Origin of the sequence: Mycobacterium sp. NPDC050441, from assembly GCF_040655355.1 — a bacterium.
Lineage (GTDB): Bacteria > Actinomycetota > Actinomycetes > Mycobacteriales > Mycobacteriaceae > Mycobacterium.
On record NZ_JBFAJS010000013.1, the window covers coordinates 114,959 to 138,388 of the forward strand.

Here is a 23,430-nt window from a genome sequence, read left to right on the forward strand (position 1 = left end):
CTCCACGCGAATTTAGGGTTATCTTAGTTGTGGGCGAGTCCCGGTGGGGCCCTACCTTTTACCGTCGACGGTCAGTGCGAGAAACCGTAGTCGAACAAATCGATCGCCTGACCGTACAGATCGCCGGTGCCGTACATCTGGACCACGACCAGCCGTCGGTTACCGCGTTGGGCGGCACCGATATACGTCTTGCGGGCCAGGTCCGTGTATCCGGTCTTGCCGGCGATGTCACCGGGATAGCGTGCGAGCAGTTCGTTCTGGTTGGTCAGGGTCTTGCCGGGGAACTGGGCCGAGGGCTGGCGCATGATCTGCGCGATCAGTGGGTAGGTCAGCGCTGCGCGCAGGATCACCGCAAGGTCGTGCGGCGTGGTGACGGTTTCCCAGCCGGGGCCGTCGAGCCCGGACGGTGATGAGGCGCGGGTACTGCGGGCGCCGACGCTGGCCGCTTTGCGGGTCATCGCCGCGACGGTGGCGGGCTGACCACCGAGCATGTCCGCGAGCATGTTCGCCGCATCGTTGCCCGACACCATGAGCAGCGCTTCGAGCAGTTGGCGGGTGGTGTACGGCTGTCCCGGTTTGAGGCCGACGCACGAGCATTCGACCTTGGTGTGGGACTCGTTGGCCCGGGCGAAATTGTCGGGGCGAAGGTGATCGAGCACCACCATCGCCAACAGCGGCTTGATGGTGCTGGCCGGGGCGTACGAGCCGTTGGGATCCTTGGACGCCAGCACCTGGCCAGTGTCCAAGTCGGCGACCAGCCAGGCCTTGGCGGGGCCGTCGGGAATCTGGGCGCCTGCCTGCTGAACACCTGGCTGCGCGGCGACCGGCGGGGCCCAGACGTTCGCGGCGGCCAGCGCCGTACCCAGGGCGAACGCCAGCGTCACGAACAGTCTTCGCACGAGCGCCGACGCTACGCAGCTTTGGACTCGCTGCGCGCACGGTCAGGTTTCCTTCAGATATCGGACCGTCGGTGCGAGGGTGAAAGGCCTAGAGCGACCCGATGCTGGCCGAGCGGTCCTGGGCGAAGCCCCAGTCCAGCAGGGTCGCGGCCTGGTCCCAGTAGGTCGGCCCACCCTCCTTGACCAGTCCGTACATCATCACGACCACCAGCCGGCGGCCGTCGCGCTGTGCGGCGCCGACGAACGTCTTACGAGCGATGTCGGTGAAACCGGTCTTGCCGCCGATGGCGCCGGGATAGCGATGCAACAGCTCGTCCTGGTTGACCAGGACCCGCTCGCCGGTCTTGCTGGGGAAGGTGGTCGAGGGCATGGTGGTGATCTGCGCGAAGGTTGGATTGGCCATCGCGCCACGGAAGATCGTCGCCATGTCGTGCGGCGTCGACCAGAACGGCATTCCCGGCCCGTCCAACCCCGAAGGCGTCACGACGTTGGTGCTGTTCGCCCCGAGCGCTGCGGCCTTGGCGTTCATCTTGTGCACGGCCGATTCGGGACCGCCCACCATCCGGGCCAGGGTGTTGGCGGCGTCGTTGCCTGACGCCAGTAGCGCCGCCTCCAGCAGCTGACGTGCGGTGTAGGTCTGCCCGGGCGCGACGCCGGCGCAGTTGCACTCGACCCGAGTATCGGCTTCATCGGCCACGATCGTGTTGTCCAGCGGCACCTCATCGAGCACCACTTGGGCCAGCAGAGTCTTGATCGTGCTCGCCGGTGCGTAATGGGTGTTCTCGTTACGCGCTGCCAGTACCTGTCCGGTGTCGAGATCGGCGATCACCCAGCCCTGAGCGGGACCGTCCGGGATGGGTGCGGACCCGATCTGCTGCACCTCGATGTCGGCTCTGGCCGCGGGCACGGCGCCGATCAGAGATGTGACCGCGGCCAGCATCACAGCTGCGGCGGCCTGAACAACAGAGAACCTCACGAACCTCCCCATGCCGGGTCAGCCTAATCGTGTTGAATCGAGACATGTTGAGCCTGGCCGAGATTTCGGACCGCCTGGAGATCCAGCAATTGTTGATCGACTACTCCACGGCGATAGACCGTCGACTGTTCGATGACCTCGATGTGGTGTTCACCTCCGATGCCTATATCGACTACCGGGCAATGGGCGGCATCGACGGTCGCTTCCCGGAGGTCAAGGCCTGGTTGGCCGAGGTGCTGCCGAACTTCCCGGCTTACGCCCACATGCTCGGCAACTTCGATGTGCGCATCACCGGGGACACCGCGTCGTCGCGCACTATTTGCTTCAACCCGATGGTGCTGCCGGGGCTGGAGCAACAGGTGTTGTTCTGTGGCCTGTGGTACGAGGACGAATTCGTGCGGACCGCCGACGGTTGGCGGATGAGCCGCCGCGTCGAGACCAAGTGTTTCGACAAGGTGGTCTAGCCGTCGGCGACGTGTGGGCCGACCGTCCGTCGCAATTTTGGTCAGTACTGCCTGCTCTGGCACAATTGGGCGCTGTCTGCCGCGCGACTCGTTCAATGCGCTGCGCGGCGGTCACACACGTAAGGCAAAACCGGATCGGGCAATTCCGCCCGCATCGCTGAATTGCAGCGTGACACAGAGGAGATTTGCTTAACCATGGCTGTCAAGATCAAGCTCACCCGGCTTGGCAAGATCCGCAACCCCCAGTACCGCATCGCTGTCGCCGACGCGCGCACCCGCCGCGAAGGCCGCTCCATCGAGGTCATCGGCCGTTACCACCCCAAGGAAGAGCCGAGCCTGATCGAGATCGATTCGGAGCGCGCGCAGTACTGGCTGGGTGTTGGCGCCCAGCCCACCGAGCCGGTGCTGGCCCTGCTGAAGATCACCGGTGACTGGCAGAAGTTCAAGGGCCTGCCGGGCGCCGAGGGCACGCTGAAGGTCAAGGAGCCCAAGCCGTCCAAGCTGGACCTGTTCAACGCGGCGCTGGCCGAGGCCGAGAGCGGCGCCGGTGCCGCGGCCGTCACGCCCAAGAAGAAGAAGGCTCCCAAGAAGGACGAGGCTGCTGCTGAGGCTGAGACGGCCGCTGCCGAGGCGCCGGCTGCTGAGGCCGCCGCTGACGCCGCAAGCGAGAGCTGAGCATCGCAGTGAGTTCTGTCGTGGTCGACGCCGTCGAGCACCTGGTCCGCGGCATCGTGGACAATCCCGACGACGTACGCGTCGACATGGTCACCAGCCGCCGTGGGCGGACCGTCGAGGTGCACGTGCACCCCGATGACCTGGGCAAGGTCATCGGCCGCGGTGGCCGCACCGCCACCGCGCTGCGCACCTTGGTCGCAGGCATCGGTGGGCGCGGTATCCGCGTCGACGTGGTGGACACCGACCAGTAGCGTCGGATCCATGGACCTGGTTGTCGGGCGGGTTGTCAAAGCTCACGGCATTTCCGGTGAGGTTGTGGTCGAGGTCCGGACCGACGACCCGGATGCCCGATTTACCCCTGGCGTGGCCCTTCGGGGCCGCGCCAAGGGGGGTGCCGAGCGCACCTTCGCAGTCGAATCCGTGCGTGATCATTCTGGTCGGCTGCTGATTCGTCTGGTTGGCATCGCCGACCGCAATGCGGCCGACGCGTTGCGTGGCACGGTGTTCATCGTCGATACCGCCGACCTGCCCGCGATCGATGATCCCGACGAGTTCTACGACCATGAACTCGAAGGCCTGAGGGTCGTCACGGTCGACGGCACCGCGGTCGGGGTGATCCGCGAGGTGTTGCACACCGCGGCCGGGGAACTGTTGTCGATCAAGGCCGATGTCGATGGCCGCGAAATACTCGTCCCGTTCGTCAGCGCCATCGTCACCTCGGTGTCCCGGGACACCGGAACCGTCGTCATCGATCCTCCAGACGGTCTGCTGAACCTGGACCTGGTCTGACGGGCCGCACTGTGCGAATCGACGTCGTGACGATCTTTCCGGCCTATCTCGATCCGATCCGGCAGGCGTTGCCGGGCAAGGCGATTGACGCCGGAATACTCTCTGTTGCCGTGCATGACCTGCGGAACTGGACCCGTGATGTACACCGGTCGGTGGACGATTCGCCGTACGGCGGCGGTCCGGGGATGGTCATGAAAGCGCCGGCCTGGGGTGAGGCGCTCGACGAAATTTGTTCTGAGGAAACACTTCTGGTTGTGCCGACGCCGGCGGGGCGCCCGTTCACCCAAGCTGTGGCCGAGCGCTGGAGTGCGGAGTCGCACCTGGTGTTCGCCTGCGGGCGGTATGAGGGGATCGACCAGCGGGTGGCCGACGACGCGGCTTGCCGGATGCGGGTCGAAGAGGTCTCCATCGGTGACTACGTCCTCAACGGCGGCGAGTCGGCGGCGCTGGTCATGATCGAGGCAGTGGTCCGGTTGATGCCCGACGTATTGGGTAATCCCGCATCACACCAACAGGATTCGCATTCCGACGGCCTGCTTGAAGGGCCCAGCTACACCCGCCCGCAGAGCTGGCGTGGGCTCGAAGTGCCCGATGTGCTGCTTTCCGGGGATCACGCCAAGATCGCGGCGTGGCGCCATGAGCAGTCGTTGCAGCGCACGCGTGAGCGCAGGCCCGACCTGCTCGACGAATCCTAGATCCGGCCGCCGGGGAACATCCTCTTGACGGCGTCGGTGATGGTGTCCCGCGCGGTGGCGGCGTTGGTGGGCTGCAGTGAGCCGATCACCATGATGAAGCGACGGTCGGAGCCGATCACGCCGGTCGACAGGTGCATCCAGTCCGATCCGATGCAGCACATCCAACCCTGCTTGACGGCGACCGGCTCCGCGTAGAGGCCTTCGGGGATGCCGAACCGCTGGGGGTAGATGCCGCCCGGTTGGGTGCCGTCGATGGCGTTCGGCGTGGACTGGGCGAGGTTGGACAGGATGACGTTGGCCTGTTCGGCGGGAAGGCCACCGCTGCCGTTCATCATCATGTCGTAGTAGCGCACCAGGTCGGCCGCGGTGCTGATGGTGTTCCACCACCGGCCGTCGTTCGGTGGCTGCGTCGAGCCCAAGCCGTAGCGGGCGGCCACCCGATTGACGATCGCGCTTCCGCCGCTGCGGTTCCAAAAGACCTCGGCGGCGCTGTCGTCGGACGACCGCAGCATCACGTCGAGGTTCTCGCGGTCCTCGGGGGACAGGACCGTCTGGCCCTTGGCCTCCTGCAGGAGCAGATCATCGGCGATGAACAACTTCACCACCGACGCGATGGCGATGGTTGTCCCGTTTCCGTTGGACACCAGCTGACCGGTGTTGCGGTCGAGCACCAGCAGGGTGATCTCGGCGCCGGATTCGGCGGCTTCCTCGGTGGCCTGTTGCGCGCGGTCCTCGATCCCCATGAATGCGGCGGCGGGTTCGCCCGGCGGCGCTTCGGGGAGCGGAGCCATGCCGCCCTGGGGAACGACGACGGTCAGTTGCGGCGCCCCGGGTGGGGCCGGGGGCGTTCCGTAGACCCTGGCTTCGCAGCCGACCGTTACCAAGGCCGTCGCGACCACTGCGGTCACGGTGACCGCGCTCGCCATCATCAGCTTCGACGGCCGCCGTCGCATGGTCCTCCTTGAACCGTCAACAAAATCCGATGGGCTCTGCAGGACCGGCGCATCGGTGGGTGCAGCCTAACCGTTCGCCGAGTGGCCCGCGTGGTTAGTAGTGCTCGCAGTATGGTGCAGAAGTCGGGGCAATTTGGTGGACCGACCCGCCGGATTTCACGGTATGGGGACCCGTCTGGCACAATTGAGCAGTTGTCTGCGCAGGACTGGGCCGGCTTGTCCGCGTTCGCTGCGAGATGCAACCCGATACACCCGAAAATAGCTTCGGCTGCGCAATCTGTGCGCGCCTGCCCGGAGCAGCGAACAACAAGGAAGTGTCACCGATGAACACGCTGGACTTCGTCGATCAGGCGTCGCTGCGCGACGACATCCCGACCTTCAGCCCCGGCGACACCGTCAACGTGCATGTGAAGGTGATCGAGGGCTCCAAGGAGCGCATCCAGGTCTTCAAGGGCGTCGTCCTTCGTCGCCAGGGCGGCGGGATCCGCGAGACCTTCACCGTGCGTAAGGAGAGCTACGGCGTCGGCGTCGAGCGCACCTTCCCGGTGCATTCGCCCAACATCGATCACCTCGATGTCGTGACCCGCGGTGACGTCCGTCGCGCCAAGCTCTACTACCTGCGCGAACTGCGTGGCAAGAAGGCGAAGATCAAGGAAAAGCGCTGAGCGCGCTGCTCCGCCTGACGAAGCTCCCCTCGCGGGACCGGTCACGACGCTCGCTACTGTGGTGCCTGTGACCGGACCCACCGACTCTGCCGATGCGCGCTCGGAGGGCAGCCTCGAATCCGATTCGGACCTCGATTCTGATTCAGAGCAGTCTTCGGACGCGCCCGAAGACGAATCGCGGGACGCGTCGCCCAAGAACAAGCACTCCACGGCCCGCGAAATCGCCGTTCTGGCGACCATCGCCCTGGTGCTCTATTACGTGACGCTGACGTTCATCGCGCGTCCGTATCTGATCCCGTCGGAATCGATGGAGCCCACACTGCACGGCTGCGCCGGCTGCGTGGGTGACCGGATCATGGTCGACAAGGTGACCTACCGGTTCTCCAAGCCCGAACCCGGTGATGTGGTCGTGTTCAAGGGCCCGCCGTCGTGGAACATCGGCTACAAGTCGATCCGTTCGGACAACACCGCGATCCGCTGGGTGCAGAATGCCCTCTCCTTCGTGGGCTTCGTGCCGCCGGATGAGAACGACCTGGTCAAGCGTGTCATCGCAGTGGGCGGCCAAACGGTGCAGTGCCGTGCCGATACCGGTCTGACAGTCGACGGTAAACACCTGAACGAGCCGTATCTGGACGCGGCCACCATGATGGCCGACCCGGGCATCTATCCGTGCCTGGGCCCTGAGTTCGGTCCGGTCACCATCCCGCCGGACCGGCTGTGGGTGATGGGCGACAACCGGACCCATTCGGCCGATTCGCGGTTCCACTGCAGCAATCTGCCCGCCGACGGGCAGAAAGGCCTGCTGTGTACCGGCGATGCGATGGCCGGCACGGTTCCGGTGGAGAATGTGATCGGAAAGGCACGGTTCATTGCCTGGCCACCGTCCCGGTGGGGCGGTATCAATGGCGTGAACCCGCAGACCGACTCCTAGGAGCTGCCCTGTGCCAGCGGTGAAGACGTCGTGGCCGCCTCGCACGGTGATCCGGAGGTCATCCGGATTGCGCACCCTGGAATCAGCGCTGTATCGCAACGGTCTGGGCCCGGTCGCCGGGGTGGACGAGGTAGGGCGCGGGGCCTGCGCGGGACCGCTGGTGGTGGCGGCCTGTGTACTGGGCCCCAACCGGATGGACAGCCTGGCCACCCTCGACGATTCCAAGAAGCTCGGGGAGCGCGAGCGGGAGCGGTTGTTTCCCCTGATTCGCCGCTATGCACTGGCGTACCACGTGGTGTTCATTCCGTCCGACGAGGTGGACCGCCTCGGTGTGCACGTGGCCAATATCGAGGGCATGCGGCGTGCGGTGGCGGGGTTGTCCCTGCGCCCCGGATATGTGTTGTCCGACGGGTTCCGGGTTCCGGGCCTGGCGGTGCCCTCGTTGCCGGTGATCGGGGGAGATGCCGCAGCCGCCTGTATCGCAGCGGCCAGCGTGCTGGCCAAGGTCAGTCGGGACCGGCTGATGGTCGAGATGGAACAGCACCATCCCGGCTACGGGTTCGCCGAACACAAGGGTTACAGCACGCCCGCGCACTCCGCCGCATTGACGGAGTTGGGGCCGTGTGTGGAGCACCGCTACTCGTATGTGAACGTGCGGCGGGCCGCAGAGAACACCGGCGTGCGGCGGGCGGCGGAGATGACAGACGTGCGACGGGATGTGGCACCAATGCGGCATGCTGAAGCGGGGTACGCAAAGATGATCGACAGGGCATCAGCACAACGAGAAGGACAGCACACCAGATGAGCGCCGAGGATCTCGAGAAGTATGAAACCGAGATGGAGCTCTCGCTTTACCGCGAATACAAGGACATCGTCGGGCAGTTCAGCTATGTCGTCGAGACCGAGCGCCGGTTCTACCTCGCCAACAGCGTGGAGCTGATTCCGCGTAACTCCGAGGGCGAGGTCTATTTCGAGTTGAGGCTCGCCGACGCCTGGGTGTGGGACATGTACCGCCCGGCCCGGTTCGTCAAGCAGGTGCGGGTCATCACGTTCAAGGACGTGAACATCGAAGAGGTCGAAAAGCCCGAATTGCGGTTGCCGGAGTAGTAGCGGATAGGGGCGTGTGGTGGCGACGGTCGGTACCGGGGACGATATTCGCCGTCGCGCCGACGCGGTGCTGACGCGCTTGCCCGAGGTCCGCACGTGGCAGGAGCCGCTGTACCGGGATCTGCATCAGAATCCCGAACTTTCGCATCAGGAGAAACGCACTGCCGGGGTGGTCGCCGCGCGCCTGCGGGAGTCCGGTCTGACCGTTCACGAAGGTGTCGGTGGAACCGGCGTGGTCGGCGTGCTGGGTAACGGCGACGGCCCCCGGGTGCTGATCCGCGCCGATATGGACGCGCTGCCGGTGACGGAGGCGACGGGGCTGGAGTACGCGAGCACCCAGTCGGGCGTCATGCATGCCTGCGGGCACGACGTCCACGTGGCCTGTCTGCTGGGAGCGGCCGAATTATTCGCCGGGGCGACAGATCACTGGCGGGGCACCGTGATTGCCCTCTTTCAGCCCGCCGAGGAGGTCGGTGACGGCGCCTCGGGAATGGTCGACGGTGGTCTGGCCGTTCTGATCGGTCCCGTCGATGTGGCGCTGGCTCAGCACGTGGGGCCCGCGCCTGCCGGATACATTGCGGTCTGTAATGGTCCGGTACTGGCAGCGGCGGACAGCATGCGCATCACCGTCTACGGACGCGGCGGCCACGGGTCGATGCCACAGGCGACCGTGGATCCGGTGGTGCTGGCGGCGATGATCGTGATCCGCCTGCAGATGATCGTGTCTCGTGAGGTGGCGGCAACAGAGACGGTGGTGTTGACCGTCGGGAGTATCCACAGCGGTGAGAAGAGCAACGTCATCGGCGATCACGCTGTGCTCCAACTCAATGTGCGTACCTACGACGCGACGGTGCGGACCGCGGTGCTCGATGCGATCCGTCGGGTCGTGGTGGCGGAATGCCAGGCATCTGGTTCACCGCGCGAGCCCGAGTTCGAGCTGTACGACAGTTTTCCGCTGACGGTCAACGATGACGCAGTGACCGAGCGGGTGCATTCAGCGTTCGCCGAGTTCTTCGGTTCGCGGGTCGCCACAATGGGTCCGCAGGCCGCTAGTGAGGATTTCAGCGACATCCCCAACGCACTCGGCGTGCCCTACACCTACTGGGGCGTCGGCGGTATCGACGAGCAGGTGTACCGGACCGCTGTTGACACGGGCCGGGTGAGCGCCGAGATCCCGGTGAACCACTCGCCGCGGTTCGCTCCGGTGATCCAGCCAACGCTGGATACCGGTACCCAGGCGCTGGTGGTGGCCGGGCTCAGTTGGCTTTAGCCGCCAGGTGCTCGTCGAAGAAAGCGAACACCCGCGACCAGGCGTCGGAGGTGGCGGCCTCGTTGTAGCCGAAGCCGGTTATCCGCAGAAACGACTGGCCCGGTAGCTGATTGGCGAAGCTGTGCCCGGCATCGGGGTACACCTTGATGTCGGCCGGGATGTTCTTGTCGTCGACGATGCGCTGGAGGCGGGCGGGCGCGCCGATGCCCAGGGGGTCGCGGCGGCCGAAGCTGGCCACGACCGGGCACGACGCGTCCAAAGTCTGGGCGAGGCCCCGCGGCAGCGGGGTGCCGTAGAACGGTGCTGACGCACCAAAACCTTTGGGGCCCAGCACGAGCGCGAACTGCCCTCCCATACAGAAGCCCGCGATGCCGACAGTTCCGGTGCACTGCGGGTGCGCACGCAGGTGATCGCGGGCGGCCAGGATGTCGTCGAGCGCCCGGCCGCGCTGGGTCATCAGCTCCCGCATCACCCGGGTGATGCACCGGGCCCGGCCGCCGCGCGCGTAGAGATTCGGCGTGAGCGCAAGATAGCCGGCGGCCGCGACACGTTCGGAGGTCGCCTCGTTGTCGGGGGAGTAGCCGATCGCGTCGTGGATGATCACCACTCCGGGCCACGGTCCTCCGTCACTGGGGAGACTCAGCAGAGCGTCGATCGGACCGGCCGGGGTATCCATGGTGATCGTCGTCACCCGACCGAGGGTAGCCGTCCCGGGCGGGTCAGGTTCCGCAGAACGTCCGGTAGGTGCCGAAGTCGGCGGGCGCCGGTGCGGCATATCGCTCGAGCCTGGGGCGCTCATCGTAGGGCGCCGCGAGGGCACTGATGAGGTCCTGGAGGGGTTGCAGATCATCGGCGGTCGCCGCCGTCAATGCCTCCTCGACCAGGTGATTGCGGGGAATGTAGATGGGGTTGACCCGGTTCATCGCGTCGGCGTCGGGGCTGACCTCCAGCCAGCGTCGCAGCCACTCGTCGAAACCGGGTTGATCGAACAACGCCCCGTCGTTGTCGCGTTTGTCGCCGCGGGCGACCCGGGCCAGTGCGCGCCAGGACGAGGTGTAGTCGGCCTGTCCCTGTTGCAGCAGCGTCAGGAGTTCCTCGGCGAGCGCTTTGGCGGTGGCGTTCTGGACATCGGTGGGCAGTCCGAGCTTGGCGCGCATCCCGGCCGACCACGCCGTGTCGAACTTTGGCCCGAACTCACGCAGCGCTCGGGTGGCCAGCTCGACAGCCTGGTCGCCGTCGTCGGCGAGCAGGGGCAGCAGGGTTTCGGCGAAGCGGGCCAGGTTCCACGCGGCCACGGTCGGCTGATTGCCGTAGGCATAGCGACCGCCATGGTCGATCGAGCTGAATACCGTTGCCGGATCGAAGGTTTCCATGAAGGCGCACGGCCCGTAGTCGATGGTCTCGCCGGAGATGGTCATGTTGTCGGTGTTCATCACGCCGTGGACGAACCCGACGAGCATCCACTGGGCCAGCAGCGTGGCCTGTGCCGCGACGACCGCCTCATACAGCGCCAGGTACGGGTTCTCCGCGTTGGCCGCGTCGGGATGGTGCCGTGCGATGGCGTGATCGGCCAGCCGTCGCAGCAGCGCGATGTCTCCGACGGCCTGGGCGTGTGCGCTCGCGTACTGGAAGCTGCCGACCCGCAGGTGGCTGCCGGCGATTCGGGCGAGCACCGCCCCGGGCATCAGGGTTTCGCGCCGGACGTCCCGTCCGGTGGCCACCACGGCCAGGGCGCGGGTGGTGGGGATGCCCATGGCGTGCATGGCCTCGCTCACGATGTACTCCCGCAGCATGGGCCCGACGACGGCCAGGCCGTCGCCGCCGCGGGCGAATGGGGTGCGTCCAGATCCTTTGAGGTGCAGGTCGCGGGGAACGTCGTCGGCGCCGACGAATTCGCCGAGCAGCAGTGCACGGCCGTCACCCAGGCGAGGGACGTACCCGCCGAACTGGTGCCCGGCGTAGGCCTGCGCAACCGGGGTGGCGCCCTCGGGAACGACGGTGCCCGACAACAGGCCGAGGCCGTCCGGGCTGCGCAGCCAGGACGTGTCGAGGCCGAGTTCGGCCGCCAACGCCTCATTGAGGACCAGCAACCGCAGCGCGGGGGCGGGTTCGGCCTGCCACGCGACGGCCATCTCGGGTAGGGCGCGGGCGAAGCGGTTGTCCAGGCTGACGGTCGTATCGGGTGCGACGCTCACGTCTCGAGCCTACGGAGCATCAGAGGCTGCCCAGGTCGTCGGGCACGTCGACGGCGTACTGCTGAAGGACGTCGAGGGGCACCACGTCCAGGGTGCGTTCATGGGTGGCGGCCAGCACCACCGGGGCCGCTTTGCCGTCGTCATGTGCGCGCAGCCAGTTGAGCGCGGTGACGCACCAGCGGTCCCCGGGCGTCAGGCCGGGGAACCGGTACTGCGGTGCCGGGGTCGACAGGTCGTTGCCGATCGAGCGCTGGTGTTCGAGGAATTCGGCGCTCACGACGGCGCAGATGGTGTGCCTGCCCTCGTCGGCGTCGCCCGTCGAGCAGCACCCGTCGCGGTAGAAGCCGGTGAGCGGGTCGGTGCCGCACTCTTCGAGCGGGCCACCCAACACATTGCGATCGGCCATCTCGGTATCGCCTCTCCTTGGGATTTCTGCGCGGGTTCACAATGCTGCGGAGATTCGCTGCGCGGTCTCGTGTACCGCGCAACCGAACTTAGCGAACTTGTCGGGGGTGATCCTGCTACTCGGGCCCGAAATCGAGACCGACCCGATGGGTTCGCGTTGTGCGTTGACGATGCTGGCGCCGATTGCGGTGATGCCGGTGTTCAGCCCCTGCTCGTTCACCGAGTATCCACGTGTCCGCACCAATTGGATGGTCTCACTCAACGTGTCCGGATCGGTGATCGTGTGTTCGGTCTGCGGTGCAAGGTGCTGTGAAAGGTAATTCGCAATATAGGCGTCCGTACTGGCGGCGAGAAAGGCTATTCCAGTTGCTGAGGCGTGCAACGGAATTCGTGATCCCAACGGCATGAAGGCGCGCAGTGGGTGCGGGGTGTCCAAGCGCTCGATGAGTACCAGCTCTGGTCCGTCATGTGCGGCGAGGTGGATGGTCTCGGTGGTATCGAGCTGCAACTCGTTGAGGAATGGGAGCGCGGTTTCGCGCATCGGTTGATGGTCGCCGGCCCGGCTGCCGACCGAAAATGCGCGGTACGTCAGGCTCCACCGGGTGGGTTGCGCGGCGGTCGGTCGCAGCCATCCGATCTCGTGCAGTGTGAGCAAACATCGCTGCACGGTGCTCTTGGGTAGCCCGACCGCGCGGGTGAGCTCGGACAGTCCCACCGGTTGCAGCTTTGCGACTGTTTCCAACACCTGAAACGCGGACACCACGCTGTTCGTCGACATGCGTCCTTCCTCGGCCACTCATATTGACCCGCGCCTCGGATGTGAGCTAGCTTACCCGGACCGGTTCATTGTGTAGACCACTGTGCCACACAGTGGACCAATTGGGAAGCATGGCCTCAAGGTTTCGAAAGGCGATGGAATGACAGTTCAGCTGCTGGCGCTGGCGATATTCGTCGGTGTCTTCGCGGTTTCGGCATGGCGCAACGCTCATCTCGGTGTGTTGATGTTCGCCGCGGCGTGCGGGGTGGGGCTCGGGATGGCGAGCATGCCGATCGACGACATCATCGATGGCTTCCCGGTCGGCATCCTGGTCCTGCTCGTCGGGGTGACCTACTTCTTCGGGATCGCCCACGCCAACGGGACCATCGACCGGATCATCGAGGTCACCCTGGCCAAGGTCGGGCACCGAACCGTGCTGCTGCCCCTGGTGTTCTTCCTGCTGACCGCGGGGATCTCGGCGATGGGCTCACCGCTCGGTGGGTTGGTGATGGCGCCGATCGGCATGATGGTGGCGGACAAACGCGCGATCGATCCGATGCTGATGGCACTGTCGATCGGGACCGGTCTGAGCGCTGGGGCGTTCGCGCCCACCAGCCTGTTCGGCATCGTCACCTACGGCACAGCGCATCAGGCCGGTATCGACCTGAACCCGTTCGTACTGTTCGTGGTGGCACTGATGGTGAACCTGGTCTTGCTGATGGCGGCATACGTCCTGTTCGGCGGGCTGAAACTGCTGCGCCGAAATGCGGTCGCCGCGCCGGCGGTATCCCTTCCCGCCGAGGATCGACTGGTCACCGTTGGCGGTGGCGGTCGGCGGGAGAGTCCACGCGGGGGTATGTCGAGCCCGGACCTGTCATCGGGCCCGGAACGAATCCCTTTCACACCCAATCAAATTGCCACCGTCATCGCCATGGTCGGACTGATCGCTGCGGTCATCGGAATGTCGCTGGCAGGCATGGATCCCGACATCGGCGTATTGGCGTTCGCGCTCGGTGCGGTGCTCACCCTCGTGGACCCACGATCGGGCAACCAGGCGATTCCCCGCATCGACTGGTCGACGGTTCTACTGGTGGGCGGCATCATCACGTTCGTCGGCGTGCTCGACAAGCTGGGCGCGGTCGATCTGCTCGGTGAGTTCGCCGGCCACATCGGTGTTCCGCTGCTCGCTGCGCTGTTCATCTGCCTTGTGGCAGGGCTTGTTTCGGCCTTCGCCTCGACCACCGGCATGCTGGCGGCTCTTGTTCCGCTCGCGCTGCCCCTGGTCGCTGCCGGCGGCATCCCCGGCTGGGCGCTGATGTGTGCGCTCGGCGTGTGCGCGTCCATCGTCGACGTATCGCCGTTCTCCACCGTGGGCGCGACGCTCGTGGCGACCACCGTGGACGAAGCGCAGCGTCCCCGGATGACCCGTCTGCTGATGCGGTGGGGGCTGTCGATGGTGGTCATCGGGCCCGTTCTGCTCGTCGGAACCCTCGTCCTTCCCGGCGCGGTGTTGTGAGTGGTCGCTACCAGCAATGAAAGGACTTGTCCGCCGATGCTTTTGACGTCTCTTGACCCTGCCGGGAGTGACTCGGTCGACACCGCCGCCGCGATCTCGGTGGGTGCGCGGGTTTTGTCGCGTGCGCAGCTGTTCGATGCGGCGTGCGCGCTTGCCGACGCGTTGCCGGACGGGGGACCGGTCGCGGTGTGTGCCCAACCGACTCTGGAGACAGTCGTCGCCGTGGTCGGCTGCCTGCTCGCCGGCGTCCCGGTGGTGCCCATTCCACCCGACTCCGGCTCTGCCGAGCTGCGGCACATGCTCACCGACGCTCGGGTCACATGCTGGGCCGGGCCGCCGCATCAGGACTCGGACATCCCCGCGATACCGGCGATCGCCCGGGGCCGCAGACGTGGCGAACTGCGCGGCGCGCCGTCACCCGAGGCCGTCGCGATGATTCTGTACACGTCGGGGACCACCGGGGCGCCCAAGGGGGTCAACCTCAGCCACCGGGCGCTGGCAGCCGGTATCGACGCCGTGGCCGACGCCTGGCAATGGACGCGCGACGACACTGTGGTCCACGGTCTGCCGTTGTTCCACTTGCACGGGCTGATGCTCGGCATGCTCGCCTCACTGCGCATCGGCTCACGCGTGATCCATACCGTCAAACCACGACCAGACCGCTATGCCGCCGCGGCCGGCACGATGTACTTCGGCGTTCCCACGGTGTGGTCGCGCATCGCCGCCGACGAAGCGTCGGCGCGGGCGCTGCGTGGTGCCCGGCTGCTGGTATCCGGTAGCGCACCGTTGGTGACTCCGGTTTTCCACCGCATCGCCGAGCTCACCGGCTGCACACCGATCGAGCGGTACGGGATGAGCGAAACCATGATCACCTTGTCCACCCGGGCCGACGGGGAACGACGGCCCGGCTCGGTCGGCCAACCCGTACTCGGTGTCGATACCCGGCTGCGCACCGAGGATGGTCACGTCGTTCCCGATGACGGCGCCAGCATCGGGCGTCTGCAGGTTCGCGGCCCCATGCTGTTCGACGGCTACCTCAACCGTCCCGAGGCCACTGCGGCCGCCTGGACCGACGACGGATGGTTCGTGACCGGAGATGTGGCCACCCGCGACGCGGCGGGATTCCACCGGATCGTCGGCCGGGAATCAGTGGATCTGATCAAGTCGGGCGGTTACCGAATCGGCGCCGGTGAGGTCGAAACCGCGCTGCTCGCCCATCCGTCGGTGCGTGAGGCGGCCGTCGTCGGACGCGCCGATGCCGACTTGGGACAACGGGTCGTGGCGTACGTGGTGACCGATGAGGAGAACCGCCACCGGCTCGCCGACGGTCTCATCGACTTCGTGGCCCAGACACTGTCGCAGCACAAGCGGCCGCGCGAAGTCGTCTTCCTCGGCGAACTGCCGAGAAACGCCATGGGCAAGGTGCAGAAGAAGCTGCTCACCACAGATTGAGCGGTCCGGATGGGTCAGGGAGTTGCTTGCGGGCTGGCGCTGCGCTGGGCGTCGAGGATGAGTAACGCCACGTGCAGCGAAGTCATCGATTCGCCGTCGTCGAGGTTGACGCCGAGCCGACGTTCGATCGAGGCCAACCGGCTGTATAGGGCCGGGCGGCTCATATGCAGGCGTTTGGCCAGTGCGGACTTGTTGCCCGCGAGTTCCAGGTAACCGCGCAACACTTCCATGTCGTCGCTGCCGTGGGCGGCATCGTGCATCAGCAGGGCCTTGAGCTCGGTTTCGGCGAACGTCTGGACGTGCGGATCGTCGAGCAGCAGCGTGATCAGCCCACGCAGCCGGACATCCGACGCGCGCACGAACGGGCGGGCCAGATCCGGCATCGACGCCGCAACCTCGGCCACGTGGGCCGCCTCACGCAACCCGTGGACGGCATCGGCGAACGCGGCAGCACCACTGCCGATCGCGACCACGACCTTGTCGGTGTCGCCGCCACGGTCGATGGCCTCACGCCAGCCCCCGGCCAGGCGGCCGAGCGTGGCATCCGCGCTGAAGCCGCGTCGAGGATTCAGCGCCAGCACCAGGCCGATCTCGCCGTCCCGCCGGATCGAGCAGATCGCGCTGTGTCCTTGGGCTTTCACGTCATGGGCGACCGCATCGAGGATCCGGATGTTGCGGCGTTGCGTGCCGACCGGGTCGAGCCGGTCCGCCGGCGCACCCACCCGAACCGTGGCCGGCACGTACGGCCCGGTGGCCCGCAGGCCGAGAGCCAGCGCTCGGGCGTCAGCCTCGCGGTCGTCGGCGATCCGCCCACCCAGGACGTCGTCGATCAACCCGCTCTGGGCCTGATGCTCGAGGCCGGACCGGCCGCGCTCGGCCATCCGGTGCAGCGCCAGCGCTTGCGAGGCACGTTCCAGGACCATCTTGGCTTTGGCCGGCGCAACCGGGGCGTGCGGGACGATCAGCCGGCCCCACTCCTCGGCGCGAGGGCCGACGGAGGTGGTGGCCCATGGTTCGGTCATCGCCCTGGACCGACGTTGCCAGTCGACGAGCACCGTGGTGGCCGCCTCGTGGCGGGGTGAGATCGCCAGTACCTGCCGGGACAGGTCCTCAAGTACCACCGATTCGTCGATCATCTCGGCGGCTGCGCGCACGATGTCGGCCATCGACGGACGCTTCATGCTCAGCTCGGTGAACGTCTTGTGGGTCCGGTGGGCGAATTCCAGCTCCTCGTACTGGTCGGCCACGATGAGCCGGTGCACCGCCTCGGTGACCTCGACGAACTTTGTCTCCCGATGCAGCACCACGAGCGCCAGGCCGAGGTTTTGGGCGATCTCGCCGACGCTGTCGGGAAGCGACTCGATACGGGTGCCCAGTTCCACCACCACGCCGACGACGCCGGCTCGCTGCATCCGGTCCAGGTAGTCACTCGGTGCGTCGCGCAGGGCAGCACCGGTGGTGAGCACCAGCTCGCCGCCCTGCAGCAGCCCGGCCAGATCGGGCATGTCGCTGACGTGAACCCAGCGCACCGCCCGATCCAGTTGTTGCGCGCTGAGTACCTCGGGTTCACCGGCTTGCACCACTGGAAGCTCGATGACGTCACGCACGGTCGGGATCATTTACAAAGTGTAATGAACAAGTCGACCAGGCTTACAAGATGATTGCTCCGGCCGCGTTGATGGTGGCTCAGGGTTGTAGCCGTACCCCAATGCCGCAGGAAGGTTCGGACCCCATGAGCAATGTCATCCAGCACTGGCGCGATGGAAAGATCTTCGCCGGGACGTCGTCCGCCACGTCGCCGGTGACCAATCCGGCGACGGGCGCGGTGACCGGTGAGGTTGCGCTGGCCAGTGTGGATGATGCGCGTGCGGTGATCGACGCCGCTGCGGCGGCGTTCCCGGCCTGGCGCGACACGTCGCTGGCCAAGCGCACCTCGGTGCTGTTCGCATACCGTGAGCTGCTCAACGCCCGCAAGGACGAGCTGGCCGCACTCATCACCGCCGAGCACGGCAAGGTGCTCTCCGACGCACTCGGCGAGGTCAGCCGCGGCCTCGAGGTCGTCGAATTCGCCTGCGGTATCCCGAGTCTGCTCAAGGGCGGGTTCACCGAGAATGCCTCGACCAACGTGGATGTGCACTCGGTGCTGCAGCCGCTGGGGCCGGTCGGCATCATCTCGCCGTTCAACTTCCCGGCCATGGTGCCGATGTGGTTCTTCCCGATCGCCATCGCCGCCGGTAACACCGTGGTGCTCAAGCCCTCGGAGAAGGATCCGTCGTCAGCGCTGTGGATGGCTCGCCTGTGGGCCGAGGCCGGCCTGCCCGAAGGCGTGTTCAACGTGCTGCAGGGTGACAAGACCGCGGTCGACGAGCTGCTGACCAACCCCAAGATCAAGGCGATCTCCTTCGTCGGCTCCACCCCGATCGCACAGTACGTCTACGCCACCGCTACCGCGGCCGGCAAGCGCGTGCAGGCCCTCGGCGGGGCCAAGAACCACGCGGTGATCCTGCCCGACGCCGACCTGGACCTGGCCGCCGACGCCATGGTCAACGCCGGATTCGGCTCCGCCGGTGAGCGCTGCATGGCGATCTCGGCCGCCGTCGCCGTCGGCCCGATCGCGGACGATCTGGTGGCCAAGATCGCCGAGCGCGCCGCCACCATCAAAACCGGTGACGGAACCAAGGATTCGGACATGGGTCCGTTGGTCACCAAGGTTCACCGCGACAAGGTGGCCTCCTACATCGATGCCGGTGAGGCCGACGGCGCCAAGGTCGTGCTCGACGGTCGCACCGTCATGGACGGGGCGGGTCAACGGGATGCGGGTGGCTTCTGGCTGGGCCCGACCCTGCTCGACAACGTCACCCCCGAGATGAGCGTCTACACCGACGAGATCTTCGGCCCGGTGCTGTCGGTGCTGCGGGTCGAGAGCTATGACGAGGCTCTTGCGTTGATCAACAACAATCCCTACGGCAACGGCACGGCGATCTTCACCAATGACGGCGGCGCGGCGCGGCGTTTCCAGAACGAGGTCGAGGTCGGCATGGTCGGTATCAACGTGCCGATCCCGGTTCCCATGGCCTACTTCAGTTTTGGCGGCTGGAAGGCGTCGCTGTTCGGTGACAGCCATGCGCACGGCGCGGAGGGCGTGCACTTCTTCACCCGCACCAAGGCCATCACCACTCGCTGGCTGGACCCCAGCCACGGTGGTATCAACCTCGGGTTCCCCGAGAACAAGTGAGAGAATTCCACTCATGACTGTGATTCAAGAGTCCGCCGCGCTGCCCAACGGGTTGACCGTCGAGGCGGCGAAGGCCGAGGCCGCGCGGGCCTATGAACTCGACCGCGCACACGTGTTCCACTCCTGGTCGGCGCAGGAGGAGATCTCGCCGATGACGATCACCGCCGCGCAGGGCTCCTACGTGTGGGACGGCGACGGCAACCGGCTGCTGGACTTCTCCTGCCAGCTGGTCAACACCAACATCGGGCATCAGCACCCGAAAGTTGTTGCCGCCATTGCCGAACAGGCTGCCAAGCTGTGCACGGTGGCCCCGCAGTACGCCAACTCGGCCCGCTCGGAGGCGGCCCGGCTGATCGCCGAGCGCACCCCCGGTGACCTGAACAAGGTGTTCTTCACCAACGGCGGTGCGGATGCCGTCGAGCATGCGGTCCGCATGGCCCGCCTGCACACGGGCCGCTACAAGGTGCTGTCGCGGTACCGCGCCTACCACGGTGGCACCGACACGGCGATCAACCTGACCGGTGACCCGCGGCGCTGGCCCAACGACCGCGGAAACACCGGCACCGTGCACTTCAACGGACCGTTCCTGTACCGCTCGTCGTTCTATGCCGAGACCGAGGAACAGGAATCCCAGCGCGCGCTCGAGTACCTCGACAAGCTGATCCAGATGGAGGGCCCGTCCACCATCGCCGCGATCATCCTGGAGTCGATCCCGGGTACTGCCGGCATCATGGTGCCCCCGCCCGGATACATGGCCGGGGTGCGGGAGATCTGCGACCGCTACGGCATCGTGTTCATTGCCGACGAGGTGATGGCGGGATTCGGGCGCAGCGGAAAGTGGTTCTCCATCGATCATTTCGATGTGGTGCCCGACCTGCTCACCTTCGCCAAGGGCGTCAACTCCGGTTACGTGCCGCTCGGTGGCGTGGCGATCAGCCCCGCCATCTACGAGACGTTCGCCCATCGCGCCTACCCGGGCGGGCTGACCTACTCCGGGCATCCGCTGGCCACCGCCGCCGCCGTCGCCACCATCAACGCGATGGCCGACGAGGGCATGGTCGAGAACGCGGCCAAGATCGGCGCCGAGGTTCTGGCGCCGGGCCTGGCCGACCTGGCCGCCAAGCACCGCAGCATCGGCGAGGTCCGTGGCGCCGGTGTGTTCTGGGCGGTCGAACTCGTCGCCGACCAGCAGACCCGCGAACCGTTGGCGCCCTACGGTGGCTCCAGCCCGGCGATGAACGCCGTGGTCGGGGCGTGCAAGGCCAACGGCCTGCTGCCGTTCGCCAACTTCAACCGCATCCACGTCGTGCCGCCGTGCAACGTCACGGAGCAGGAGGCGCGCGAAGGTCTGGCGATCCTGGACCAGGCGCTCGACGTCGCCGATCAGCACACGAGCTGACCTCGGCTGAGTAGTCAACGGCCCGGTGGTGCGGTTTTCCGCACGCCGGGCCGTCGGCGTCCTGTGGATAAATGCGTTGGCCCTTGATTTGGGCACCCGCTTGAGACACTGGACGAGTGCGTTCACCTGCCCAGTGCTGGCTAACCGACATGGACGGCGTCCTGGTGCGCGAGGAGCACGCGCTGCCGGGCGCCGCCGACTTCCTGCAGACCCTGGCTGACAAGGAACGGCCGTTCCTGGTGCTGACCAACAACTCGATCTTCACGCCGCGCGACCTGACGGCCCGGCTTGCGCGCTCCGGGCTGATCGTGCCCGAGACGTCGATCTGGACGTCGGCGCTGGCGACCGCGGCGTTCCTGGCCGACCAGCTGCCGGGCGGCTCGGCCTATGTGATCGGCGAGGCCGGGCTGACCACTGCGCTCCATGAGGCCGGCTACACCCTGACCGACATCGATCCGGACTATGTGGTGCTGGGGGAGACCCGCACCTATTCGTTCGAGGCGATCACCAAGGCCGTCCGGCTGATCCTCGGCGGTGCCCGGTTCATCGCCACCAACCCTGACGTCAGCGGCCCGTCGGCCGAGGGGCCGCTGCCCGCAACCGGGTCGGTGGCGGCGATGATCACCAAGGCCACTGGACGCGACCCGTATTTCGTCGGCAAGCCCAACCCGATGATGTTCCGCAGTGCCCTCAACCGGATCGAGGCGCACTCGGAGAACACCGTGATGGTCGGCGACCGGATGGACACCGATGTGGTGGCCGGGATCGAGGCAGGTTTGGACACCATTCTGGTGCTCACCGGTTCGACGTCGGTCGAGGACATCGAGCGTTACCCGTTCCGGCCCAGCCGGATACTGCCGTCCATCGCCGAAGCCATCGAATTGATCTGAGATGGCCGGAGTTTCGGGGACCGAGCCCATCGATGAGTACTTCACTGCGACGGTATCGGCCCTGACCGGGCCGAGCGTGGGATCCCCGCTTGGTATCCCGAATCCCTTGGCGCTCTTCGATGCCCAGCTGGGCAGCAGGCATCTGGACCTGGCCGCGCGCTGGCTGCGCTCGCTGGGAAGGGGCTACTACACCATCGGATCGTCGGGCCACGAGGGCAACGCCGCGGTGGCGGCGACGCTGCGTCCGACCGATCCTGCGCTGTTGCACTACCGTTCGGGCGGCTTCTACCTGGCCCGCGCTGCCCAGGTGGACGGCGCCGATCCGCTGCGCGACGTGCTGCTGGGCGTGGTCGCGGCCACCGCCGAACCGATCTCCGGCGGGCGGCACAAGGTGTTCGGCCGTCACGAACTGAACGTCATTCCGCAGACCTCCACCATCGCCTCGCATCTGCCGCGGGCGGTGGGCGTGGCTTTCTCGATCGCCCGTACCCGCAAGCTCGGCGTGTCCTGCCCGTGGCCCGATGACGCTGTGACGGTGTGTAGTTTCGGCGACGCCTCGGCCAATCACTCCACCACCGTCGGTGCCGTCAATGCCGCGTTGCACGCCTCCTACCAGGGCCTGCCGATGCCGCTGCTGTTCGTGTGTGAGGACAACGGCATCGGCATCAGCACGCCGACACCGCACGGGTGGATTGCCCGCGCCTACGGCGATCGAGAGGGGCTGCGGTACTTCGCCGCCGACGGCTGCGACCTCGTCGACGCGTTCGATACCGCACAGACGGCGGCCGATTGGGTTCGTCGCGAACGCAAGCCCGCCTTTCTGCATCTGCGGACGGTGCGGCTCATGGGTCATGCCGGCAGCGACTACGAGCCGGCCTACCGGCGTCCCGCCGAGATCCTCGCCGACTTCGAGCGAGATCCGGTGCTGAACACCGCGAGAAGACTTGTGGCCCATGGCATTCTGACCCCGGACGAGGTAGTGCAACGCTATGAGGGCAAGCGTGCCGAGGTGATGGAACTGGCCCGCGAGGTCAGTGACTGTCCGCAGTTGGACAGCGCGACAGCTGTCATGCAGCCACTGCGCGACACGCTCGACGAGGCCAGGGCGGTCTGCGTCGCCGCCCCGGGCGAGCCCGGCGGCGAACCGTTGAGCCTCGCGTTGGCCATCAATGCGGCGCTGCAGGACGTCCTGCAGGCCCATCCGGAGACGATCGTGTTCGGGGAGGACATCGCCCGCAAGGGTGGGGTCTACGGAGTGACCCGCGGGCTACAGGCCGCCGCCGGACCCGCGCGGGTTTTCGACACTCTGCTCGACGAACAGACGATCCTCGGATTGGCGCTGGGAGCCGGAGTGTCAGGACTGGTGCCGATCCCGGAAATCCAATACCTGGCTTACCTGCACAACGCCGCCGACCAGATCCGCGGTGAGGGAGCCACCCTGCAGTTCTTCTCCAACCGCCGCTACCGCAACCCGATGGTGGTGCGGATCGCCGGCTACGGCTACCAGAAGGGATTCGGCGGCCACTTCCACAATGACAACTCGATCGCGGCGATCCGCGACATTCCGGGAGTGGTGATCGCGTCCCCGTGCCGGCCCGACGACGCCGCGGCCATACTGCACACCTGCGTTGCCGCCGCCAAAGACGCTGGCGCGGTGTGCATTTACCTCGAACCGATCGCGCTGTACCACACCAAGGATCTCTACGTCGACGGCGATCAGCGATGGCTGGCGCCTTACCCGCGTCAGCCCGTGCAGATCGGCCGGGCCCGCACCTACGGCGACGGCACCGACCTGACGATCCTGACCTTCGGCAACGGCGTGTGGCTGAGCCTGCGGGTGGCCCGCCGCTTGGAGCAGGCCGGGATTGCCACCCGGGTGGTCGATCTGCGCTGGCTGTCGCCGCTGCCGGTCGAGGACATATTGCGGGAGGCGGATGCGACCGGGCGGGTGCTCATCGTCGACGAGACCCGCCGAACCGGAGGCGTGGGCGAAGGCATCGTGGCTGAGCTCACCGACCACGGCTACTCCGGCCGGGTGCAGCGGGTGGCCAGTGCCGACAGCTTCATCCCGCTCGGCGACGCCGCACTACAGGTGCTGTTGTCCGAGGACACCATCGAGGCAGCCGCGGTGAAACTCGTCGGAGGACCGTAGGCGAA

General features: G+C 66.6%; 24 protein-coding genes. 16 read left to right on the forward strand and 8 right to left on the reverse strand.

What is annotated here, in order from left to right:
* Positions 1-71: 71 nt before the first annotated feature.
* Positions 72-899 carry a D-alanyl-D-alanine carboxypeptidase gene (locus AB0I14_RS29740; RefSeq protein WP_358029755.1) on the reverse strand — a complete coding sequence of 276 codons (828 nt, stop codon included), beginning with the start codon at positions 897-899 and terminating at the stop codon, positions 72-74.
* Between the two features lie 88 nt (positions 900-987).
* Positions 988-1,839 carry a D-alanyl-D-alanine carboxypeptidase family protein gene (locus tag AB0I14_RS29745; protein ID WP_358029924.1) on the reverse strand — a complete coding sequence of 284 codons (852 nt, stop codon included), beginning with the start codon at positions 1,837-1,839 and terminating at the stop codon, positions 988-990.
* Positions 1,840-1,919: 80 nt separating this feature from the next.
* On the opposite strand from AB0I14_RS29745, the gene AB0I14_RS29750 reads away from it, so the two are divergent.
* The 5 genes from AB0I14_RS29750 to trmD all read left to right on the forward strand — a co-directional run bounded on the left by AB0I14_RS29750 (position 1,920) and on the right by trmD (position 4,498).
* On the forward strand, positions 1,920-2,339 hold the full coding sequence (locus tag AB0I14_RS29750; RefSeq protein WP_358029758.1) for a nuclear transport factor 2 family protein: 420 nt from the start codon (positions 1,920-1,922) through the stop codon (positions 2,337-2,339).
* A 195-nt stretch (positions 2,340-2,534) separates the two neighbouring features.
* Positions 2,535-3,014 (forward strand): 30S ribosomal protein S16, encoded by a 480-nt coding sequence (gene rpsP, locus AB0I14_RS29755; RefSeq protein WP_358029761.1) that lies wholly within the window; start codon positions 2,535-2,537, stop codon positions 3,012-3,014.
* 8 nt (positions 3,015-3,022) lie between these two features.
* Positions 3,023-3,265, forward strand: a complete 243-nt coding sequence (locus tag AB0I14_RS29760; protein ID WP_003881089.1) for an RNA-binding protein — start codon at positions 3,023-3,025, stop codon at positions 3,263-3,265.
* A 10-nt stretch (positions 3,266-3,275) separates the two neighbouring features.
* Complete coding sequence (gene rimM, locus AB0I14_RS29765) at positions 3,276-3,803, forward strand: ribosome maturation factor RimM (protein WP_358029768.1); 528 nt, start codon at positions 3,276-3,278, stop codon at positions 3,801-3,803.
* An 11-nt stretch (positions 3,804-3,814) separates the two neighbouring features.
* Positions 3,815-4,498 (forward strand): tRNA (guanosine(37)-N1)-methyltransferase TrmD, encoded by a 684-nt coding sequence (trmD, locus tag AB0I14_RS29770; protein WP_358029771.1) that lies wholly within the window; start codon positions 3,815-3,817, stop codon positions 4,496-4,498.
* Here the strand turns inward: trmD and AB0I14_RS29775 are convergent.
* Entirely contained in the window at positions 4,495-5,451 is a 957-nt protein-coding gene (locus AB0I14_RS29775) for a hypothetical protein (RefSeq protein ID WP_358029774.1), read from the reverse strand. The genes trmD and AB0I14_RS29775 overlap by 4 nt on opposite strands.
* 323 nt (positions 5,452-5,774) lie before the next feature.
* Here AB0I14_RS29775 and rplS point away from each other — a divergent pair, with 323 nt between their 5' ends.
* The 5 genes from rplS (at position 5,775) to AB0I14_RS29800 (ending at position 9,424) form a co-directional block, all read left to right on the forward strand.
* Positions 5,775-6,116, forward strand: a complete 342-nt coding sequence (gene rplS / locus AB0I14_RS29780) for a 50S ribosomal protein L19 (RefSeq protein WP_358029777.1) — start codon at positions 5,775-5,777, stop codon at positions 6,114-6,116.
* 67 nt (positions 6,117-6,183) lie between these two features.
* Positions 6,184-7,047, forward strand: a complete 864-nt coding sequence (lepB, locus tag AB0I14_RS29785) for a signal peptidase I (protein WP_358029780.1) — start codon at positions 6,184-6,186, stop codon at positions 7,045-7,047.
* Between the two features lie 19 nt (positions 7,048-7,066).
* Complete coding sequence (locus AB0I14_RS29790) at positions 7,067-7,852, forward strand: ribonuclease HII (protein ID WP_358029926.1); 786 nt, start codon at positions 7,067-7,069, stop codon at positions 7,850-7,852.
* Positions 7,849-8,154, forward strand: coding sequence for a DUF2469 domain-containing protein (locus AB0I14_RS29795; protein ID WP_003881082.1), 306 nt, complete (start codon positions 7,849-7,851; stop codon positions 8,152-8,154). The genes AB0I14_RS29790 and AB0I14_RS29795 overlap by 4 nt, the downstream gene beginning before the upstream one ends.
* 67 nt (positions 8,155-8,221) lie before the next feature.
* Entirely contained in the window at positions 8,222-9,424 is a 1,203-nt protein-coding gene (locus tag AB0I14_RS29800) for an amidohydrolase (protein ID WP_358029928.1), read from the forward strand.
* Here AB0I14_RS29800 and AB0I14_RS29805 read toward each other — a convergent pair.
* Genes AB0I14_RS29805 through AB0I14_RS29820 form a run of 4 tightly spaced genes read right to left on the reverse strand, consistent with a single transcriptional unit; the run spans position 9,411 to position 12,802 of the window.
* Positions 9,411-10,115, reverse strand: a complete 705-nt coding sequence (locus AB0I14_RS29805) for a dienelactone hydrolase family protein (RefSeq protein WP_358029783.1) — start codon at positions 10,113-10,115, stop codon at positions 9,411-9,413. The genes AB0I14_RS29800 and AB0I14_RS29805 overlap by 14 nt on opposite strands.
* Positions 10,116-10,143: 28 nt before the next feature.
* Positions 10,144-11,619 carry a protein adenylyltransferase SelO gene (locus tag AB0I14_RS29810; protein WP_358029786.1) on the reverse strand — a complete coding sequence of 492 codons (1,476 nt, stop codon included), beginning with the start codon at positions 11,617-11,619 and terminating at the stop codon, positions 10,144-10,146.
* A gap of 19 nt (positions 11,620-11,638) precedes the next feature.
* Positions 11,639-12,025: a DUF2237 domain-containing protein gene (locus tag AB0I14_RS29815; protein ID WP_358029789.1), complete on the reverse strand. Its 387-nt coding sequence runs from the start codon at positions 12,023-12,025 to the stop codon at positions 11,639-11,641.
* 36 nt (positions 12,026-12,061) lie between these two features.
* Entirely contained in the window at positions 12,062-12,802 is a 741-nt protein-coding gene (locus AB0I14_RS29820; protein WP_358029792.1) for an IclR family transcriptional regulator, read from the reverse strand.
* 139 nt (positions 12,803-12,941) lie between these two features.
* On the opposite strand from AB0I14_RS29820, the gene AB0I14_RS29825 reads away from it, so the two are divergent.
* Positions 12,942-14,297, forward strand: coding sequence for an SLC13 family permease (locus tag AB0I14_RS29825; RefSeq protein WP_358029795.1), 1,356 nt, complete (start codon positions 12,942-12,944; stop codon positions 14,295-14,297).
* A 36-nt stretch (positions 14,298-14,333) separates the two neighbouring features.
* On the forward strand, positions 14,334-15,749 hold the full coding sequence (locus tag AB0I14_RS29830) for an acyl-CoA synthetase (RefSeq protein ID WP_358029798.1): 1,416 nt from the start codon (positions 14,334-14,336) through the stop codon (positions 15,747-15,749).
* A 14-nt stretch (positions 15,750-15,763) separates the two neighbouring features.
* On the opposite strand, the gene AB0I14_RS29835 is transcribed toward AB0I14_RS29830, so the two are convergent.
* On the reverse strand, positions 15,764-17,368 hold the full coding sequence (locus AB0I14_RS29835; RefSeq protein WP_358029801.1) for a PucR family transcriptional regulator: 1,605 nt from the start codon (positions 17,366-17,368) through the stop codon (positions 15,764-15,766).
* Between the two features lie 113 nt (positions 17,369-17,481).
* On the opposite strand from AB0I14_RS29835, the gene AB0I14_RS29840 reads away from it, so the two are divergent.
* From AB0I14_RS29840 to AB0I14_RS29855, 4 genes are all read left to right on the forward strand, one after another.
* The gene (locus AB0I14_RS29840) at positions 17,482-18,984 is read left to right on the forward strand and encodes a CoA-acylating methylmalonate-semialdehyde dehydrogenase (protein ID WP_358029803.1); all 1,503 of its coding nucleotides are present in this window, start codon (positions 17,482-17,484) and stop codon (positions 18,982-18,984) included.
* 13 nt (positions 18,985-18,997) lie between these two features.
* A complete protein-coding gene (locus AB0I14_RS29845; protein ID WP_358029806.1) occupies positions 18,998-20,383 on the forward strand; it encodes an aspartate aminotransferase family protein in 1,386 nt (461 codons plus the stop codon).
* A 116-nt stretch (positions 20,384-20,499) separates the two neighbouring features.
* A complete protein-coding gene (locus AB0I14_RS29850) occupies positions 20,500-21,273 on the forward strand; it encodes an HAD-IIA family hydrolase (RefSeq protein ID WP_358029808.1) in 774 nt (257 codons plus the stop codon).
* Position 21,274: 1 nt separating this feature from the next.
* On the forward strand, positions 21,275-23,425 hold the full coding sequence (locus AB0I14_RS29855; protein WP_358029811.1) for a thiamine pyrophosphate-dependent enzyme: 2,151 nt from the start codon (positions 21,275-21,277) through the stop codon (positions 23,423-23,425).
* The last annotated feature ends 5 nt before the right edge of the window (positions 23,426-23,430 follow it).

Bases quoted from the DNA above. Each gene is read 5' to 3' on its own strand.
- AB0I14_RS29745 (WP_358029924.1), bottom strand. From the start codon at position 1,839: ATGCTGGCCGCGGTCACATCTCTGATCGGCGCCGTGCCCGCGGCCAGA.
- AB0I14_RS29750 (WP_358029758.1), top strand. From the start codon at position 1,920: ATGTTGAGCCTGGCCGAGATTTCGGACCGCCTGGAGATCCAGCAATTG.
- rpsP (WP_358029761.1), top strand. From the start codon at position 2,535: ATGGCTGTCAAGATCAAGCTCACCCGGCTTGGCAAGATCCGCAACCCC.
- rimM (WP_358029768.1), top strand. From the start codon at position 3,276: ATGGACCTGGTTGTCGGGCGGGTTGTCAAAGCTCACGGCATTTCCGGT.
- AB0I14_RS29775 (WP_358029774.1), bottom strand. From the start codon at position 5,451: ATGCGACGGCGGCCGTCGAAGCTGATGATGGCGAGCGCGGTCACCGTG.
- rplS (WP_358029777.1), top strand. From the start codon at position 5,775: ATGAACACGCTGGACTTCGTCGATCAGGCGTCGCTGCGCGACGACATC.
- AB0I14_RS29795 (WP_003881082.1), top strand. From the start codon at position 7,849: ATGAGCGCCGAGGATCTCGAGAAGTATGAAACCGAGATGGAGCTCTCG.
- AB0I14_RS29815 (WP_358029789.1), bottom strand. From the start codon at position 12,025: ATGGCCGATCGCAATGTGTTGGGTGGCCCGCTCGAAGAGTGCGGCACC.
- AB0I14_RS29820 (WP_358029792.1), bottom strand. From the start codon at position 12,802: ATGTCGACGAACAGCGTGGTGTCCGCGTTTCAGGTGTTGGAAACAGTC.
- AB0I14_RS29825 (WP_358029795.1), top strand. From the start codon at position 12,942: ATGACAGTTCAGCTGCTGGCGCTGGCGATATTCGTCGGTGTCTTCGCG.
- AB0I14_RS29830 (WP_358029798.1), top strand. From the start codon at position 14,334: ATGCTTTTGACGTCTCTTGACCCTGCCGGGAGTGACTCGGTCGACACC.
- AB0I14_RS29835 (WP_358029801.1), bottom strand. From the start codon at position 17,368: ATGATCCCGACCGTGCGTGACGTCATCGAGCTTCCAGTGGTGCAAGCC.
- AB0I14_RS29840 (WP_358029803.1), top strand. From the start codon at position 17,482: ATGAGCAATGTCATCCAGCACTGGCGCGATGGAAAGATCTTCGCCGGG.
- AB0I14_RS29845 (WP_358029806.1), top strand. From the start codon at position 18,998: ATGACTGTGATTCAAGAGTCCGCCGCGCTGCCCAACGGGTTGACCGTC.
- AB0I14_RS29855 (WP_358029811.1), top strand. From the start codon at position 21,275: ATGGCCGGAGTTTCGGGGACCGAGCCCATCGATGAGTACTTCACTGCG.